The 18,463-nt window shown below is 48.5% G+C and carries 11 protein-coding genes; 7 read left to right on the top strand and 4 right to left on the bottom strand.

Annotated elements, in window-relative coordinates; genetic code table 11:
* The first annotated feature begins 40 nt into the window (after positions 1–40).
* The 6 genes from ARB69_RS17725 (at position 41) to ARB69_RS17750 (ending at position 10,515) form a co-directional block, all read left to right on the top strand.
* Complete coding sequence (locus ARB69_RS17725; RefSeq protein WP_055154553.1) at positions 41–4,981, top strand: hypothetical protein; 4,941 nt, start codon at positions 41–43, stop codon at positions 4,979–4,981.
* Between the two features lie 32 nt (positions 4,982–5,013).
* Complete coding sequence (locus tag ARB69_RS17730; RefSeq protein ID WP_129879220.1) at positions 5,014–6,408, top strand: hypothetical protein; 1,395 nt, start codon at positions 5,014–5,016, stop codon at positions 6,406–6,408.
* 27 nt (positions 6,409–6,435) lie between these two features.
* Positions 6,436–7,008 carry a DUF4430 domain-containing protein gene (locus ARB69_RS17735; RefSeq protein ID WP_025655118.1) on the top strand — a complete coding sequence of 191 codons (573 nt, stop codon included), beginning with the start codon at positions 6,436–6,438 and terminating at the stop codon, positions 7,006–7,008.
* Complete coding sequence (locus ARB69_RS17740; RefSeq protein WP_025655119.1) at positions 7,005–7,886, top strand: energy-coupling factor transporter transmembrane component T; 882 nt, start codon at positions 7,005–7,007, stop codon at positions 7,884–7,886. The genes ARB69_RS17735 and ARB69_RS17740 overlap by 4 nt, the downstream gene beginning before the upstream one ends.
* Before the next feature lie 149 nt (positions 7,887–8,035).
* On the top strand, positions 8,036–9,772 hold the full coding sequence (locus tag ARB69_RS17745; RefSeq protein WP_055154555.1) for an ABC transporter ATP-binding protein: 1,737 nt from the start codon (positions 8,036–8,038) through the stop codon (positions 9,770–9,772).
* A complete protein-coding gene (locus ARB69_RS17750; protein ID WP_025655121.1) occupies positions 9,751–10,515 on the top strand; it encodes an ECF transporter S component in 765 nt (254 codons plus the stop codon). Before ARB69_RS17745 ends, ARB69_RS17750 begins: the two co-directional genes overlap by 22 nt.
* A 263-nt stretch (positions 10,516–10,778) precedes the next feature.
* Here the strand turns inward: ARB69_RS17750 and ARB69_RS17760 are convergent, their stop codons facing one another.
* Positions 10,779–11,438: an ATP-binding protein gene (locus ARB69_RS17760; RefSeq protein ID WP_025655122.1), complete on the bottom strand. Its 660-nt coding sequence runs from the start codon at positions 11,436–11,438 to the stop codon at positions 10,779–10,781.
* Positions 11,439–11,751: 313 nt separating this feature from the next.
* Between ARB69_RS17760 and ARB69_RS17765 the strand changes: the two genes are divergently transcribed.
* Positions 11,752–12,210: a DIP1984 family protein gene (locus tag ARB69_RS17765; protein ID WP_025655123.1), complete on the top strand. Its 459-nt coding sequence runs from the start codon at positions 11,752–11,754 to the stop codon at positions 12,208–12,210.
* Between the two features lie 539 nt (positions 12,211–12,749).
* On the opposite strand, the gene ARB69_RS17770 is transcribed toward ARB69_RS17765, so the two are convergent.
* From ARB69_RS17770 to ARB69_RS17780, 3 genes are all read right to left on the bottom strand, one after another.
* The gene (locus ARB69_RS17770; protein ID WP_055154559.1) at positions 12,750–14,315 is read right to left on the bottom strand and encodes a hypothetical protein; all 1,566 of its coding nucleotides are present in this window, start codon (positions 14,313–14,315) and stop codon (positions 12,750–12,752) included.
* A gap of 17 nt (positions 14,316–14,332) precedes the next feature.
* The gene (gene ade / locus ARB69_RS17775; RefSeq protein WP_025655125.1) at positions 14,333–16,066 is read right to left on the bottom strand and encodes an adenine deaminase; all 1,734 of its coding nucleotides are present in this window, start codon (positions 16,064–16,066) and stop codon (positions 14,333–14,335) included.
* Between the two features lie 92 nt (positions 16,067–16,158).
* Positions 16,159–17,940, bottom strand: coding sequence for an adenine deaminase (locus ARB69_RS17780; protein WP_055154561.1), 1,782 nt, complete (start codon positions 17,938–17,940; stop codon positions 16,159–16,161).
* Positions 17,941–18,463 lie beyond the last annotated feature (523 nt).

An 18,463-nucleotide genomic window follows, 5' to 3' on the forward strand; every position in this document is an offset into this window, starting at 1 on the left:
GCCGGGGTTATGAATAAAAGGAAGCTGCAAGGAGGAAGAAATGAGGGAAAAAAACAAAAAATCACAAAAAAGGGTTCTGGCACGGATACTGGCATTGATCCTGATATTTACGATGTCTGTCACGCCGATTTCCCCGTTTCTTTCGGAGGTTCAGGCCGCATCCGTTGAGAATCCATGGGACGGGAAAACGATGACGGTTCCGGATCTGGATGAATACGGAACGTATCTGATCCGCACGGGGGCGGAGCTGGCCTGGTTTGCAGCAGAAGTAAACCGCGGGAATGGCGAGATAAACGGAAGACTGGAAAACTATATTTACTTGAACAACTATAATACGAACCATAATTGGACGATGATTGGAGATACAGAAGAGAATCCCTACAAGGGAAACTTTGACGGAAATGGTCAGAAAGTCGTCTATATGCGGGCCGAAATCACCCAAAAGGATCCCGAACACCGTTATGCGGGGCTTTTTGGAGTTATTGACGGAGGAAATGTCAAAAATGTGACAGTTCTGGGAAAAGTACTGCAGAATTATGGGAATTACGGACTGATAGGGGGAAGCGATGAGCTATATGTCGGCAGCGGCGGTATCGCAGGATATCTGAAGAGCGGGCAGATTACGAATTGTACAAATTATGCGCGGACAACGATGGACGGAGAAGCTATGTACCGGAATTCAGGCGGTATTGTTGGAATCTGTAAAGGGATAGTGATGCGCTGTACCAATGAAGGAAAGCTGTCTACAATCATTGCTTTTGCCCAGAATCATGTGGGCGGAATTGCCGGTCTGGTTTACGGAGCAAATGCCCAGGTGACGAATTGTATGAATAGTGCTACTGTACAGGGATACATTTGCGTCGGGGGTATTGCCGGAGCAGTTAAAGGCGGTTCAGAGATCAATGCAAGCTGTAACTACGGGACAATAAAAGCCAATTCGACTGCCGGCGGAATTGCCGGACGTGTATCCACGACAGGTCTGTACACAGATGGAACGGAAAAAGAATGTGCCGTACGTAATGTTTACAGCTTGGGCGATATGGCTACATACGGAACCGGAACAGGTGCTCAGATGGGCGGTATTGTAGGAGAAGCGGGCTATGACAACTGGACACAGGAGAAACTTCCGCCGAGGCCTGTAATTGAAAACGCCTACTCCACTGTGCAATTTAGTAATAACATGAATAGCAGGCGGGGGGGGATTATCGGCTATCTGATCAGCGGTGCTTATGGCACCGTTTATGGACTTGCTACTCCGGATAAAGGTCTGAATCCGGTTGGGGCAACAAGTGACAGGGGCATTCAGATTCTGGGTGAGGCGCTTATGTTAACGGAAGCAGAATTGAAGAGCGCGGGAATGATTGAAAAACTAGGCAATGGCTTCACTATGGCCGATACCTATGATATCCAGAACAATGGTTATCCGAAGTTGGTATGGCAGGGTCTTCCGTCTGCGCTGCTGTCTGCAATCGATGATTCCCTGATGGAGCTGAATGGCTGGCTGACAGCGGCAAACCGGAAAAAATATGGAAAAAATTATCCTCGGATTGAAAAATTAGTCAAAGATTATAAGGACAAATTGGGAGCAGTTATAAACCAGGAAGAGTTGGATACGGTCATGGAGGAGGCACGCGGAAAGCTGAAAGAAGTGAAACCGGGAATCGATGCGGATAATGAATTAATGGAAGCGATTGATAACAGCATAATAGCGCTGGAGAATTATCGGAGCAGGCTCATTGATAAGCATCCTGATCTGACAGAAGGGCAGAAGCAGAATCTGGATTCTGTAGTGAGCGATTACCGTAAAAAAATGAATGCGGCTGAGACACCAGAGGAGGTGCGCCTGCTGCTCAGGGACGGACGAGATACGCTGGATGCAAGAATTGCAGGTTTTGAGGCAGATAAGAGGCTGGAAGAATTACGGGCAGATGCTATCCAGCAAATGACGGATTACCGTGCAGATGAAAGTTACGACAGTCTCTGGATGTTTAAGATTCGTTTAGCACGTGAGAAAGCCTTGGAAGTGATTACACAGGCGAAAACGGCTGCGGAAGTTACAAGCGGCCTGGCAGAAGGGCAAAATAGTATTGATGCGGTGATCGACCAGATTCCTGAGGCAGGTGCATGGGATGGTAAGACCCTGACTGAGCCGGCAGTGAGTGAACGGGGGATTTATCAGATTACGAGTGGAAGTGAGCTGGCTTGGTTTGCAAATCAGGTAAACACCGTGCAAGATGCAGAGGGGATCAGCGGCGAACTGTGTAATGACATCAGTCTCGGTTTTAAAAACTGGAAACCGATTGGCAATACAAAAGCATATACAGGAAGCTTTGACGGTAAGGGATACCAGATCAGGGGGCTTTTTATTGAACGGGCAGATATTTATTCGGGACTGTTCGGTCAGCTGCGCGGCAAAAACCAGGTGATTCAGAACCTTTCGGTTTCGGGTACAATTCAGGCAGATGGCAAAGTGGATTATGCAGGAGGGGTTGCAGCCTATGTGTATGGAGCCGATTCAGCTAACCAGAGCCAGATGATAAACTGCCATAGCAGCGTCAGCATCAGACAGGATCAGATAAAGGCCTTAGGAGGCGGATCCGGTGGTATTGTAGGTTATGCGGCCAATGTGGCTGTATCAAACTGTTCAAACACCGGATCTGTGGTCATAGGTCCTGCGGGAAAAGGCGGGATCAGCTATGCGGCAGGCGGCCTGATTGGACAAATTGGACCTTCTGTCAGATTACAGACCAGTTATAATGCAGGAACTGTACAGTCAAGCCATACAGCAGGCGGTTTGGCGGGGGCAGTCGGCGGTAGAGGATCCGAAATCTATTCAAGTTATAATTGCGGAGAAATTTCTGCTAAGTATAATTCAGGCGGCCTGGTTGGCGGTGCTTTTACAGGATCCAGTATCAAATGGTGCTACACTTCCGGTTCTGTTAATCTGAATGAATCGGGCTTAAAAGCAGGGGCAATATTTGGAGATTTCAATCCGGGTGATTATGAGGTGTTATATGCACTGAAACGTAGTGACTCTCAGAAGATTGACCTGGTTGGCGGGTCAGAAGATTTCTCAGCGTCAGGAAGATTTCTGGAGTCGGACGCGTTGCACAGTGACGATGCGCTAAATGCCCTGAACGGGGGCGGCAGCTGCTTTATCCGGGATTACCTGGAATATCAGAACGGCTATCCGATCCTGAGCTGGCAGATAACGGTGGATGATTTTAGGACAGGAGCGGTTTCAGCACTTCAGAACTATAAAAAAGCAGAAGATTACAGTGGGGAAAACTGGAGTATTATTCAGCAGCTGATTGAGGAAGGAACGGCACAGATTCAGGAAGCAGAGGATATTGAGACAATTAACGCGGCATTAACCCAGGCAAGGAATATGATTGACGAGGTTGAAACAAAGGCCGAGTCCAATGATCGGGAGCTGCAGGCAGCTAAAGATAATGCCATCTATGAAATTGAACACTACGTAGATCTCAGTGAGTACCGTGATGAGGAAAAAACAAAGATTCTGAAGTATATTGAAGAAGCGAGAAAGTATATTTTAATGTCGCTTGACCTGGAAGAGGTCACCCGTCATTTGAATGAAGCGAAGGCAAATATCGACTATGAAGAAACAGCGTGGGAGCATGAGTATAATGAGAATCGGAAAGCCGCAGAGGAGGTTGAGACTTATATCGGAGAGATTGGTGAGGTAATATATATACCTTATGTGAAAACGTCAATTCAGACTGCAAGAAGTGCTTACGACAAGTTAACAGACAGGCAGAAAGAACTGGTAACAAACGTCCAGGTACTGCTGGATGCGGAAGCTGAATGGGAAAAGCTGGAAGAAGAGTATGAGGCCACAGAAATGGATAAGGAGATGGCTGCTATAGTTGACGAACTTATTGAAGCAATTGGTGAAGTAACCGCGGACAGCAAAGAGGCCATTGATGCGGCCCGAAATGCATTCGATGCACTAACAGAAAACCAGAAAGTACTTGTCAGCTATCCTGGAAAACTGACCGAGGCAGAAGCGGCATACAATAAGCTGTGTGCATCTGTTGTTGCGGGGATGATCGCGGCAATCGGGGACATTACCATGGACAAATGGGATGTGATAGCAGAGGCTCAGAGGGCATATGACGAATTGACAGATGACCAGAAGGCCCTTGTGAATGATTATCCGGTTCTTCAAAATGCAATAGCAACCTACCAGAACCTTACAGTGGCACAGAATGTAATTGAAATGATAGAAGCAATAGGAGATGTGACACTGGAAAGCCGTAATGTTATTATGGCTGCAATCAGCGCCTATAATGGGCTGTCCGGGGCTCAGCAGGAGCTTGTACACAATTACGACATGCTGGAAGCAGCGACAATTCTCTACGAATCGCTGTCAGCTATCCAGCAGGTAATAAAAATGATCGACCAGATCGGAACGGTAAGCCAGACAAGCGGTCCCCAATTGGAGGCTGCACGCAGTGCCTACAATAACCTGACACCGGATGAGCAGAGAAGAATCACCAACCTGTCTGTACTGGAGAATGCCGAGGCAGCATTTGCAGCATTGGAAACTCCTGAGGTAGATAATAATGACACACCGGAGGAAATTCCAACGAATGACAAAACGCTGCAAGAGGCCAATAAGAACAACGGGGATGGCGGCTCAGGGACGGAGAACGGAGAAACATCCGGCGGGGAAGAAGATAAAGAGAACAAAGAAGAGACAGCAGAGGCCGGTGTGGGAGTAGATGATAACGATGACCAGGATGGAGGGCTTCCCTCCTGGCTGGAGGATGAACTGGACGGAACAAATACAGAAGAGACAGCGAATCTTGCAGCAGAACAAAAAAAGACAGCGGCACGGAAGCGTTTCCTGCTGGTTCTTGGAATCATCCTGGCTGTATGTATGGTAACGACAGGAACGTTTGCTGTTGCTCTTCGCAAGTCAGCACACAAGCGAAAGGAAAAGAGAGTTCATTTTTAATGGCTTTTGAAAAAAGAGGGAGTGTTCTAAAGATGAATAGAATGTATAGAAATATAGAAAAAAGGGTGCTGCATAAAGTACTGGCGGTATTTTTGCTCCTGGCAGCAGCGGTTACCGCCGCCTATCCGAGGACAGTAACCGCTTACGCGGCTGAGAACTCAGTGGCAGAATTGCGTGGGATGCAGGATATGATTTTAAACTGGAAATATGCGAATGGCGGTGAAAATCAGATTTTAGCCGGAGATCTGCTGGATGGTGCAGGAGAGGGCGGCAGTGACTGGATTGCCTTTAATATCAGCAGAATGGGTGTAGAAGATAACCAGGCTGCATATTTGAGCAGGCTGCAGGACGTGGTGGAAAAATTATATCAGGATACGGAAGGCAATGGAAAAAAGTATCGTTTGTCAGATATATACCGGATGATTATTACTATTAAAGCGTGCGGCGGAAATCCCGAAGCATTCGGTAAAGATCCGGAGGGGAATTCCATTAATCTGTTAGATGACGGCATCTGGAACAGTATATGGGGAGACCCGGGAAAGCAGGGAATCAACGGTTACATCTGGGCGCTGATGGCTGTTGACAGCAAAGCATGGGAAGAGCCCCAGGATGCAGAATGGACAAGAGAGAAGCTTGTAACCTCCATTTTATCCAGACAGCTGGAAGACGGAGGATTCGGTTTGATTAAGACAGATGCATCGGATGTGGATCTGACTTCCATGGCATTGACCGCACTGGCGCCTTATGCAGGTTCAGAAGTACAGTATACATTTACAAGTGAAACAACCGGCCAGACAGTCACAGAAACCGTGGATAAAGCGGCAGAAGCAGCATTTACCTGTATTTCCGGTATGCAGCATGAAGACGGCAGTATGGTCACTTATGAGCAGCGGACATCTGAAAGCACCAGCTGGGCTTTGATGGCCCTGGCTTCATGGGGGCGTGATCCTGATACTGACGAACAGTTTATAAAGAATGGCAATACTTTGCTGGACGGATTGAGACAATTCCAGTTGGAAGACGGCAGTATCGTTCACAGTTTGGATGCAGAGAAAGAGGAAACCGAAGGAAATAATATGGCCGGCTATCAGGCCATGTACGGTCTGGAAGCTGTCTGCCGCCTGAAGGAAGGAAAATGTAACACCTTCGATCTGTCGGATGCCCCGACGGTTTCTGCAGAGGAGATAGAGAAAGCAGGCAACTCTCTGCCTGAGCTGAAAGCAGACCAGGAAAAAAGCGGCGAAGAGGCGCTGGAAGATACGAAAAACCGTACAGCTCTTATCACTGCAGGTATCGCTGCAGTGATTGTGCTGATCGTAATGATTTTTATAATTATGATGCTCAATAACCGCAAAAAGAAAAAAATGTTATCTGATCCTGATTCTGACAACAGTATAAGTACAGATGACGACGATGATGACTGGTAGAAACGGCGGGAGAAATGAGGGAAAGATTTGAAAAAGAATATTATAATGATTGGTGTTGTGATACTGCTGGTGGCAATTCTGGCTTCCGGCACGAAAATCCAGTCTGTTGACGAGTATTATCTGACCCATATGGAGGACATCAAAAAGGACTCGGAAACGGTGACCATCAGTATCCGCTGTGACACGGTCCTGGATAACTGGGACAAGCTGGACCCACAGCTGCGTGATGAGAAGTATGTGCCTTCTGACGGTGTCATCCTGCCGGAAACTACTTATGTCCTCCGGCCGGGGGACACGGCATTTGATATTCTGAACCGGGTCTGCCGTTACAACAAGATTCAGATGGAGTATCAGGGGATTGAGAACAATGCATACGGCAGCGCGTATATTAAGGGGATCAATTATCTCTACGAGTTTTCCTGCGGAAAGTTGTCCGGATGGATGTTCAGGGTAAACGGAGATTATCCGGGAAAAGGATGCAGTACCTACGAGATGAAAAATCATGATAAAATCGAGTGGATCTATACCTGTGACCTGGGCAGAGATGTAGGGAACGAATACAATGGTGCAGATATGCAGAAAGAGAAGGATAAGTCATGAATGGATTTGAAAGCTTTCATCCGGCAGTGCTGTTTATATATTATATTCTGGTAGTTTGTTTTTCTATGGTAAGCAGGCATCCGGTGGTCATTTTTGCGTCACTGGCCGGCGGATTCCTGTTCTTCGGGGCCTTAAACGGCCTTCGGAAAACGCTTAAGGAACTGTTATTTTCGCTCTGCCTGTTTGTGCCAATGGCAGTGACCAATCCAATATTTGTCCATAATGGAGAGACAATTTTATTTTTCATGAATGATAATCCAGTGACGCTGGAGGCTTTTATCTATGGAGGAGCGGCATCGCTGATGATTGTAAGCGTCCTGCTGTGGTGCAGGTGCTACAGTGCCGTTCTGACCACGGATAAATTCCTTTATCTGTTTGGAAAGGTGATTCCTAAGCTGGGGCTGATTCTTTCTATGGCGTTTCGTTTTATTCCCCTGTTTAAATATCAGATCCGAAAGATCAACCAGTCCCAGAAGACGATGGGGCTTTATGCTACGGACAGTGTACCTGACAGGATAAAAGGCGGGATACGCGTGTTTGACAGTCTAGTGTCCTGGTCCATGGAGAACTCTATTGACACGGCAGATGCGATGAAAGCCAGGGGCTACGGTCTTCATGGGCGGACAAATTTTTCTTTGTTCCGTTTTAAAAGGAGAGACGGAATTCTTCTTGGAAGTATAGGCTGCTTCACGGTTTTAATCCTGGCCAGCTTTGCGGCGGGGGGCTTTGCTTTCTATTATTATCCCTATGTGGCGCAGCTGCAGCGGGGGCCGCTGGATATCGTAAGGTATCTGATTATTTTTGCTTTTTATCTTATACCGGGCATCATAGAGGCCAGAGGGAAACTGACCGGAAAATATCTGAGGTCGAAAATCTGATTTTTCAGGGTGCAAAGACGGCCTTATGAAAAAAGATTGAAAACACTTTTTATAATTAGTAAAAGTAATAGGTTTTTAAAATTTTAAAGAGTGCACAAACGGCCCTGCTTTGTATGTCAGGGATAATGAAACTAAAGGAGAATCGTAACATGGAATTACTGAAAGTAGAGAATCTAACCTTTACCTATCCAAAGCAGGCAAAGGACACCAGCAGGATGGCTCCGGCGCTGGAAGATGTCTCATTCGAGATACAGGAAGGGGAATTTATAGTTGTCTGCGGGGAGTCGGGATGCGGGAAGACGACTCTGCTTCGGCTCTTGAAGAGGGAACTGGCCCCTGCAGGGGATATTACAGGAAAGATCTGGTTCTGCGGTGTAGAGCAGAAGCAGCTCTCTGAGCGGGAGGCCGCTTGTGATATCGGATATGTTCTCCAGAATCCGGAGAACCAGACTGTCACAGATAAGGTGTGGCATGAGCTGGCCTTTGGCCTGGAGAATATGGGTGTGCCGACGCCCGTGATCCGCAGGAGGGTGGCTGAGATGGCCTGCTTTTTTGGGATTGATGACTGGTACCGGAAGAAGACGACGGAACTGTCCGGCGGGCAGAAGCAGCTGCTGAACCTGGCTTCGATTATGGCGATGCAGCCTAAGCTTCTGATACTGGATGAGCCTACCAGCCAGCTGGATCCGATTGCGGCTTCAGACTTCATCAATACACTGGTGAAGATCAATAAAGATCTGGGCCTGACGATTTTGCTGACGGAGCACCGCCTTGAGGAGGTTTTCCCTGTGGCAGACAGGGCTTTTATTATGGACAAAGGGAAAATGCTTCTGATGGAATCCCCAAGGGAAGCAGGGAGAGACTTGAAATGCCTGAACGCAGACCACAAAATGCTTCTGGGACTGCCCAGTGCCCTTCGGATATATCACGGGCTGGATGCACGGGATGCCGAATGTCCTCTGACCGTACGGGATGGCAGAAGCTTTCTGGAAGAATATTATGATAATGAAATAAAAAGGCTGCACCGGGAAACGGACAGTACCCATGGAAAACAGATTACCATGCGTATGAAGGATGTGTGCTTCCGATATGAGAAAGATCTGCCTGATGTGCTGGAAGGCGTAGAGCTGACAGTTTACGAAGGGGAGATAGTCAGTATTCTGGGCGGCAACGGGTCCGGTAAGACGACTCTGTTAAGCGTAATTTCAGGAACCTATAAGCCATACAGGGGAAAGCTTGAAGTATTTGGAAAAAGAATACATAAGTATAGCGGTAAGGAATTATATGTGAAGAATCTGGCCTCTCTTCCACAGAATCCGCAGACCGTTTTTATTAAGATGACTGTCCGGGAGGATTATGATGAAATCCGTCATGTAATGGGATACAGCGAGGCCGAGATGAAGGAAAAGATTGAAGAAACAGCAGAGCTCATGGGAATCAGTCATCTGCTGGACCGGCATCCTTATGACTTAAGCGGCGGTGAGCAGCAGAAGGCCGCGATCGGCAAAGTGCTTCTCCTTCAGCCACGGTTCCTGCTTCTGGATGAGCCGACAAAAGGGATTGATGCATGGTCAAAAATGCAGTTGCAGAAGCTTTTAAAGGGATTAAAGCAGAGGGGAATTTCCATTTTAATGGTCACGCATGATGTAGAATTTGCGGCAGGAGTATCAGATCGGTGCGGACTGTTTTTCGACCATGAGATTACATCTGTGGACACTCCGGAAGAGTTTTTCTGCAATAATAATTATTATACCACGGCGGCAAACCGGATCTCCAGACAGAGATACGAGAACGCAGTGACCTGTGAGGATGTCATTGAGCTGTGCAGACAGAACGGACGGATACAGAAGGAGGGGAAACGCATATGCGGGAAAGTGACGGCATAAAAAATGAAAACACGATCGTGCACGCAGACGAGAATCTGCTGGAAAATACCCTCCCTTACACAAAAAAAAGAGTGGCAGTCTGGATTTGCCTGACGGCAGGGGTTATCCTTTTGATTGTTTTGGGGATCCGGCTGATGGCAGACCGGAAATACAATCTGGTATCCGCCATGATTGTACTGATCGCATGCGGTGCCTTTTATCTCGCATATGAGAAGCGGGAAGGGAGCATCCGGCGGATGGTGCTGCTGGCAGTGATGACGGCAATTTCTGTGGTGGGACGATTTATTTTTGGACCGATCCCTTTTTTCAAACCCGTGACGGCTATCGTGGTATTGACAGGAATCTATATGGGGCCTGAATCCGGATTTCTGGTAGGTTCGCTATCGGCAGTTGTTTCCAATATCTTTTTCGGGCAGGGGCCGTGGACACCTTTCCAAATGTTTTCCTGGGGAATCATCGGAATGATCGCAGGATTCCCAGGGCTGCGGGCACTTCTTCGTCACCGTATGCCGCTGATTTTTTACGGGATATTCTCAGGTATCGCTTATTCAGGGCTTATGGATATCTGGACAGTGTTCAGCCTTGAGGGAGGCTGGAATTGGTACAGGTATCTGGGGGCGCTTGCAACTGCGGTGCCGGTCACGATTACGTACTGTGTATCTAATGTAGTATTCCTGATGCTGACTATCAAACCGATTGGGGAAAAGATGAACCGGATTCAGATAAAACATGGGATTTTTTAAACGTATATATTTTCATGGGAGGGCATTGGGAAAGGGGCCGCCTGCTGAAAGTCTGCCGGGGAAGGTACGGCGGGACACATACGGGCATTTTGGCTGCGGGCCATTTGCTAACGCCCTCTAATATCAAAATCGGACTCTTATATGGAACCACCGACATTCACCGTGGAATTCTGATGAATTCCACGGTGAATGTCGGCTTGATGGGGCTGGCTTGCCGGGAGATATAGCCTGCTTTTAGTGTATATTATGGAATGAGGGATGTTTTATTCGACTTCGAGGGTCAGGTATCTGCCGCGGGGGATAGGGGCGGAGAATTTAATGTCCAGGGGCGTCTTGAAGAGGGGACCTCCTGTTACGAAGGTGTGGTATTCTCCGTTTTCCCCGCAGACGTCGATGTTATCTTTTTCCATAGCGGCTATGAGGTCAGTGGTCAGGGGCAGGCCCAGGTAGTCAGGGGACATTCGTTCGGTGTCTACTACGGTGATGTGGGGGGTGAAGCCTGCCTCAAGGAATTCCAGGACGGCCTGCCTGCGGCTTTTCTGCCAGAGCGGAAAGCATGGCTGGAGGCCGGTGTTCTGGCAGCGCGCGCTGCACCAGGCCAGATGTTCTTCCAGGTCGATGTCACCGAAGACACAGACCTCGGCTCCTGCTGATTTCTGAGTCAGGAGTTCTTTTTCGAAATTTTTTTCGTAATCCTCCCCGCTTGTTTTGATCAGGTTGATAGGAAGGCTCATGGATGTCTCAAGTTTATGGATGACTTGGGGGCTGATTCCGTGGAACCAGCTGCGTTCACGGTCTGTGTTGTAGGTCATGATCAGACCCATGGGAATCATGCCGGACTGTATTGCTTTGTAGATGGACAGGGTGCTGTCTTTTCCGCTGCTGTAGGATGCAACGAATTTTTTACCTTTTAGCTCATTCATTTGTTTTCCTCCGGATAATAGTGAAAGGAAACAGCCTGCGGCTCGATTAAGCCGGTGTATTTCCTATATGAATAGCCGTCTATGGGACAGCCTGTAAACGGTAGATATGATTTAGTATAACATAAAAGAGACAGTCAGGCACTCGTGATACCGGCAAGAAAATATAATTTTAATGAATTAAGCAATTGCAGAAAAGGAGATGCAATTCCTCTCTTTATTAAAAGCAAAGTTTCCATGTTCCTGGAATCGTGTTATGATGGAAGAAACAAAACGGAATATCAAAATAAATTATACAGACTAGGAGGAATATGCTATGAAACTTGCAGAGGCATTACAAGAGAGAGCCGATATAAACCGGAATATCGAACAATTAAAAAAACGTCTAAATAATAATGTATTAGTACAAGAGGGAGAACAAACAGCAGAAGACCCGGAAAAACTAAAGCAGGAATTAGATAATTCACTTGAGCGTCTGACATATTTAATCGCCCATATCAATCAGACAAATTGTGAAACTAAAATTGATGGCGAAACACTAACAGAACTTATAGCAAAAAAAGATACGCTTTTGCTGAAACTTAGTGTATATAAAGATATTGTTTATTCTGGAAGCCAGACATCATATCGGGCAAGAAACACGGAAATCAAGATAAAATCTGCTATTTCTGTGAGTGGCTGGCAGACAGAAATCGACAGGCTGTCTAAAGAATTACGGCTATTGGATAATAAATTACAGGAAACCAACTGGAACACGGATTTGATAGGGGAATGATTGTTTGGTAGCAGAAGCAGAGTGAATGTCACGCGGCGACAGCGCAAGTCGTATCTGGCGAACATTGAAGAGCAGATGTGAGGTTCGATTCCTCAAGAATTGTTAAGCTCCGACCGCGCACAAATGTATCGTGATCAATAATTGTTATTACCAGACATTGGCTGCATCTGTGAGGGTGGGAACGGGGAATTTATACAATCATTATGTAAGATGGACGTAGACGAGTTAGAAAGATGCAAAGATTGCGCGAAAATACAAGACAATCCATTCAATAAAAAAGCCGGCCGAGCCGGTTAACGATTCCATCCAAATAAAAAAGTCATGGCACCTAACTTTTCCACAAAACGACTCAATTCGCCACCCCCGCCCAAGATCCCCCGTGCAGAAGGAGGTGTCTCCCGTCATGATGCGACCAGCTGTGGGGAATTGGAATATGCCGGCTCCGATTTTGATTAGCGGCACTTATGCCCTGATTCCGCATCCAGGAGAGGCATATTCCAATTCCGCACAGCGGCCCCCATACCAGCCCCCCGCCCCCGCTACACATAATCGAAATCATCGGGCCCCTTAAACCAGCTGCTCCGTCCCAGATGCAGTATGAAGCACAGTACCGCCATGGAAAGATACCCAATCATAAAAGGTGATTTCGGATAGAACCCCAGAGCCGCGCTGTGTATAAAGCCAAAGAAGGAGAGCGCTGCCCCTGCGAGCGCTGTTACCGCCGCCAGATTTAATTTTTTATCTATAATAAATGCGGTCATGGTTCCCAGCAGGATTCCGATAATGATGGCTCCGGGTTTGACCGCCGGGACACCGTTCCACATAACGCCTGCATCAAGCAGGGACTGGGTGACGTCCGGTGTGTATCCGGAGTATCCTGACGGAAGTGTTTCCGTCCAGACATTGGCAAGGCCTGCGGCTCCCGTGATCTGCGTGAACAGGTAGTCTGCAACCGGCGGGATCATGGCGATTCCGACTGCAGCATAGTGTTTTTTGCTGCAGTCCTTGAAGGCCTGGCACACCATAACGATGGCGCACCATAGATAAGTGACGGCACAGACGGCCGGCGGTACCAGGCTGCTCAGGAAGGTGAAGAGCCCTAGCAGTCCGGCAAGGCCCAGCACCAGACCGGAGATGAAGGAATAGCCGATGCCGGCCTTTGCTTTTTTCAGTCCGGCATGTCCAAGCCACACGGTATTCGGTACGACGCCTCCAAATATGGCAGAGATCATGGTGCAGACACCGTCTGCAAACTGCGCTTCCCGTACATGATAGTTGTCCCCGGCGGCGTTTGCAGCCTCTACATTGTCCATTGTCTCGATAAAGTTATAGATCTCAATCGGGATGATAATCGTGAGATAAGGAGCGACTATGGCAAAGCCGCTTAACAGATGCTGGATGCTGTTTACCGGGTTCGGAAAATAAAAGCCGATCCCGCTGAAATCAAGGCTGGTCCGCCCCAGACAGAAGGCATAGACGATGCCGCCCACGATTGCGACCACAAGCGGAGGAATCTTCCCGGGAAACAGGTAACCGCCGAATACGCCGATCAGGGCAAGAATCAGGATCGGCATGCCGATGACCGGATCGCTGAATACGTCAAATACTCCCTGTGTCGCCATCCAGATGAATCCGATACCGGCGACGGTTCCGAGCAGTGCAGCCCTCGGGATTTTTCTCTTCATCCAGGGGCCGATGAAACCGCCGAAGAATTCGACCGCACCTCCCAGAAAGCAGGCTGCAATGGCTGCGGACCATGCCAGTTCCGGATCCTCCAGAGCGTAGTGAAGCGGCATGATTACACCGTAGAGAATTACAAACATGGCAGGGGTGGAGACTCCGGAAGGCAGCGCGGTCACATCCGAACGCATTTCCCTTTTAGACAGCCTGTATGCCATAAAGGCGTAGTAAAAGCCACTGAGCATCAGGCCGATTGACATTCCGGGGATGACTCTTCCGTATACAATCTCGTCCGGCCAGCCCAGGACACCGGATAAAGTAGCGATTACGATCAGATAGTTTACAATATTATTGGTGATGGAATAAGCCATTCCCCCAATATCTCCTCTTTGGAATAAAGGAACAATCGCCTTCTTCTCTCTCAATACCCCGCCACCTCCATCTATTCTGCTTCCACAGGAATAAAGTCAAACTTTGTTACGTCGAATAAGCCCATATCGGTCAGCTTTATTTCCGGGATGACTGCCAGTGACATGAAGCACAATGTCATAACAGGTTCTACATCTCTGCTGATTCCCAGCTCTTCATGGGCGGCCTGGTGAATGCGTGTCAATTTATCATCTACCCACTCCCCGCTCTGGTCGCTCATCAGGCCGCCGATGGGCATGGGCATAGATTCCGTGACATGCCCGTCTTTTACAAGAACGATTCCGCCGTTTTGGCGGATTAACTCCTGTACGGCAAATTCCATATCCTCGTCGGTTACGCCTACGGTAATGATATTATGTGAATCATGGGCTACAGATAAAGCGGCTGCGCCTTCCCTGATTCCGTAGCCCCGCAGAAATGCGGCGGCAACATTTCCGGTCTCCTGGTGGCGCTCAATCACGGCTATTTTCACAAGATCCACATCGGGGTCTCTGACAAAGTCACCGGTCTCATCCAGTTCGACGTTGGCAGTGCCTTTTCCGGTTACTACGCCGCCTGGTAGAATGTCTATTACGTTAACATGTCTCGATTTCAGATGCATTTTCAGTTTGTTTTTTGAAAAATCTTTCACATGAAAGCTTCCTTTAACCGATGAGATATCCCGCTTTTCAACCGGAAGCAGATAGTTTCCTTCCGCAGCGGCAAGGGTTCCCCCAATCCAGACTTTGGAGACGGAGAAGTCTCTCAGATTATCGAGCAGTACGATGTCCGCGCGTAGGCCCGGTGCGATGGCTCCGCGGTCGTAAAGACGGAAACATTCCGCTGCATTCAGGCTTGCCATTCGGATCGCGGTAATTGCATCGATCCCCTCCTCCACGCAGATGGATAGATGATTGTCCAGATGCCCCTGTTCCAGAATCGTTTTGGGCTGGAGGTCGTCGGAGCAGAGCAGACAGCGCCGGTTGTTCATAGGGGTCAGACCCTTAAGCAGAGTCCTCAGGTTGTGGCATGCGGAACCCTGCCTCAGGAGTACATACATTCCCCGGGAAATGCGGTCCAGCATCTCCTCCACAGTGGAACATTCGTGGTCTGTGTGGATCAGAGCGGCGGCATAGGCATTCAGATCCCGGCCCGAGACTCCGGGGCTGTGGCCGTCTATCAGTTTTCCAATTTCTTTTGCGGTCATAATTTTATCGAGATCGCTTTCACACCCATGAATCAGACCGGGGAAGTTCATGTACTCCCCGAGGCCCAGGATTCTTTCGTCCTGAATCGGGCCTTTCATAGCCTCTGCATCTATATTGGCGCCTGCATGTTCAAAGGGAGTGGCCGGGACGCAGGAGGGAAGCATATATTTGATATCCAGGGCAGTGCCTTTGGCGGCCTGCAGCATGTAATCCAGGCCTCGGATTCCGCATACATTTACGATTTCGTGTGGGTCGGCGATTATGGTAGTGGCACCGTGGGGAACCAGAAGGCGTCCAATCTCTTCCGGGCTTACATAGGCGGATTCGATGTGAATATGGCTGTCGATGAAGCCGGGGACTGCATATTTTCCTTTTGCGTCTATTTCTTCCCGTCCCTCATAGTTTCCGATTCCGGCAATCAATCCCCGGATCACTGCAATATCGCCCTCAATGATACTGCCGTTTAAGACGTCAACAATCCGGCAGTTCTTGATGACGATATCCGCGGTGTTTCTGCCGGCCGCTGTGTCGATCAGTTCCTTCAGAGCCTCTTTGCTCATTTCATTCATGCATATTCCTCCTTGCTGGAAATCATTATGGACAATTGTTCTATTGTAACCGTTTAGGCAAGCCTGAACTGTTACATTCTGTTCTATTGTTCTCTCAGATTTAAAATCGGATCAAAAATAGTCAGATTTGTATAATCAACAGGCCCCACATCAGTGATTGCGTAATCCGGAATCGCGGTGATCGGGAGGAAGAACATATACATCAGTGGTTCGGACAGCGTAGAGCCGAGCTCCTGCGCCGCCTTGTTCAGACGCTTTTCCTGTGCTGCGATGGTTTCCGGTTCTTCATCGCTTGCAATACCGCCTACCGGCAGCGGCAGGAATTCCAGAATCTTGCCGTCCGCGGCAACGACCTGTCCGCCGCCCTGCTCGATCAGATAGTTCACGGCGAGCGACATGTCCTCTGCACTGACTCCCATCACGATCAGGTTATTGTCATCCGGTGCGGCGGAGGAAGCCATGGCTCCCTTTTTCAGGTTCCAGCCGGAACAAAAAGCGAGGGAACGGTTGCCGTTTCGTCCAAACCTTTCCAGGACGGAGACGAGAGCCACATCCTGTTCGGGATCGGGAAGCACAATCCCGTTCTCTACCTTTAAGACAACGTCTCTTCTCTTGCGTACAAATGGCCCCTGGACATCCATTGCCAGTACGTCGGCTGTACCATTTTGGATGGAGGTTTTGTATGAAAAGTCTGCTTTTGTTGTTTTCTTACATTTCAAGACACTTTTGAGGACAGAACTTCTTTCCGGCGCTTTCAGTTCAAAGGCAAGCCTGCCGTCTCTCGCGGCGGGGCGGCCGTTGGCAATGACTGCCTCCACATGGAATTCCTCCGGCGAATCTACGAGCAGAATATCCGCAATTCTTCCGGGAGAGATGGAGCCGACCAGATGATCGATGCGGTAAGCTTCCGCGCTGTTTATGGTACCCATCTGAATTGCCGTCATAGGATCCACGCCTGCGGCTATTGCCAGCCGGACAACATGGTCCAGGTGTCCCTTCTCCAGCACATCCGTAGCGGTTACGTCGTCCGTACAGAAGCTGACACGGCGAGCCATCAGAGGGTTGACTTCCGTGACCGCGCGGATATTTTCCGCCAGAAAATGTGTAACAGAGGATTCACGGATCAGCATATGCATACCTTTCCGAATCTTCTCCACAACTTCTTCGTGGTCATAGCTTTCATGGTCCAGACGGACGCCGCCGCAGAGATAACCGTTTAAGTCCTTCCCCCTGGCCATCGGCGCGCATCCGAAAACAGGGAGGCGGTTTTTAAATGCCTGTTCAATTGCGCCCAGCGTATCCTCGTCTTCTTCCTGAAGAAATTCCCTCACGGTTTCCCATACCCCGAAGCATTCCGGCCACTGCTGCACTTGTGCATGAACTTCCTTTTTAATGTTGAAGGCTACCGTAGATTCCGGAATTGTATATGGGGTTTTGAACGGTGCACCCCAGAATACTTTGAGCGGACTTTTCTTTACTTCCGCCAGCACTTCCTTCAGTCCGTCCAGCCCGGATACGGAAATGTACTCGTCCAGTCCGGATATGATGCTAGTTGTGCCGCAGGGGACCACGGCTTTTGCAAAGCTGGTGATGCTGAGTTTGCTGCATTCGCTGTGGATATGTCCGTCAATCAGCCCGGGAACCAGGTACTTTCCGGTCGCATCAATGACTTTTGTCTCAGATCCCATATAGTGTTCAATATTCCCGACGGCCGTAATCATATCCTTGTAAATAGCAACATCTGCAGGATAGATTTCGCTTGTCATGACGTTAACCAGGAGGCCTCCTCTAATGGCAATATCTGCAGGAATAATTCCTCTACCTGCACGAATCATTTCTTTTAAATTTTCGATGGTTCTTTCCATATATAATCCTCCCGTTTATGGATACTTTTAAATGGGTGAGTAAAGCGTACACTCATGTATGTTAGAAGAAGCAGGATATAAAAAATAAAAAAAGCAGATAGATGTAAATATGATAGCCTGGCTTCAGCGTGCTGCTTCTGGCGGTTTTGTCTATCCCACATATCCTGTAACCGATAGGAAGTAGTTTTGCCGACGGTGTTAATATTTATTCAGGAGCGGGGCGCAAAAAAATGCTTGCCAAACTATTTTTTTGAATGGATTACCAAGGAACGGACAGTAGTTGAAACTGAGCACGCCCGTAGGATATGAACAGGAACACCTTTCTTTCGTAACAATTCATACCCCAGCCAACATCTAAATCGGGAGTTAGTGACGCGCTTTAGTCGCGGCACGGATGGGGACGCTCCATAAAGGGATAGCCGAAAGCTTCCCGGTGAACATCCATGTCCTTTCAAAAACGCGGCCGCGGACCTAAGAAATTCTAGGCGGGAAACAGCCCTGAAAATGGAGCACCACTGACACA

This window comes from Faecalicatena contorta (assembly GCF_001404335.1).
GTDB classification, from domain to species: Bacteria; Bacillota; Clostridia; order Lachnospirales; family Lachnospiraceae; genus Faecalicatena; species Faecalicatena contortus_B.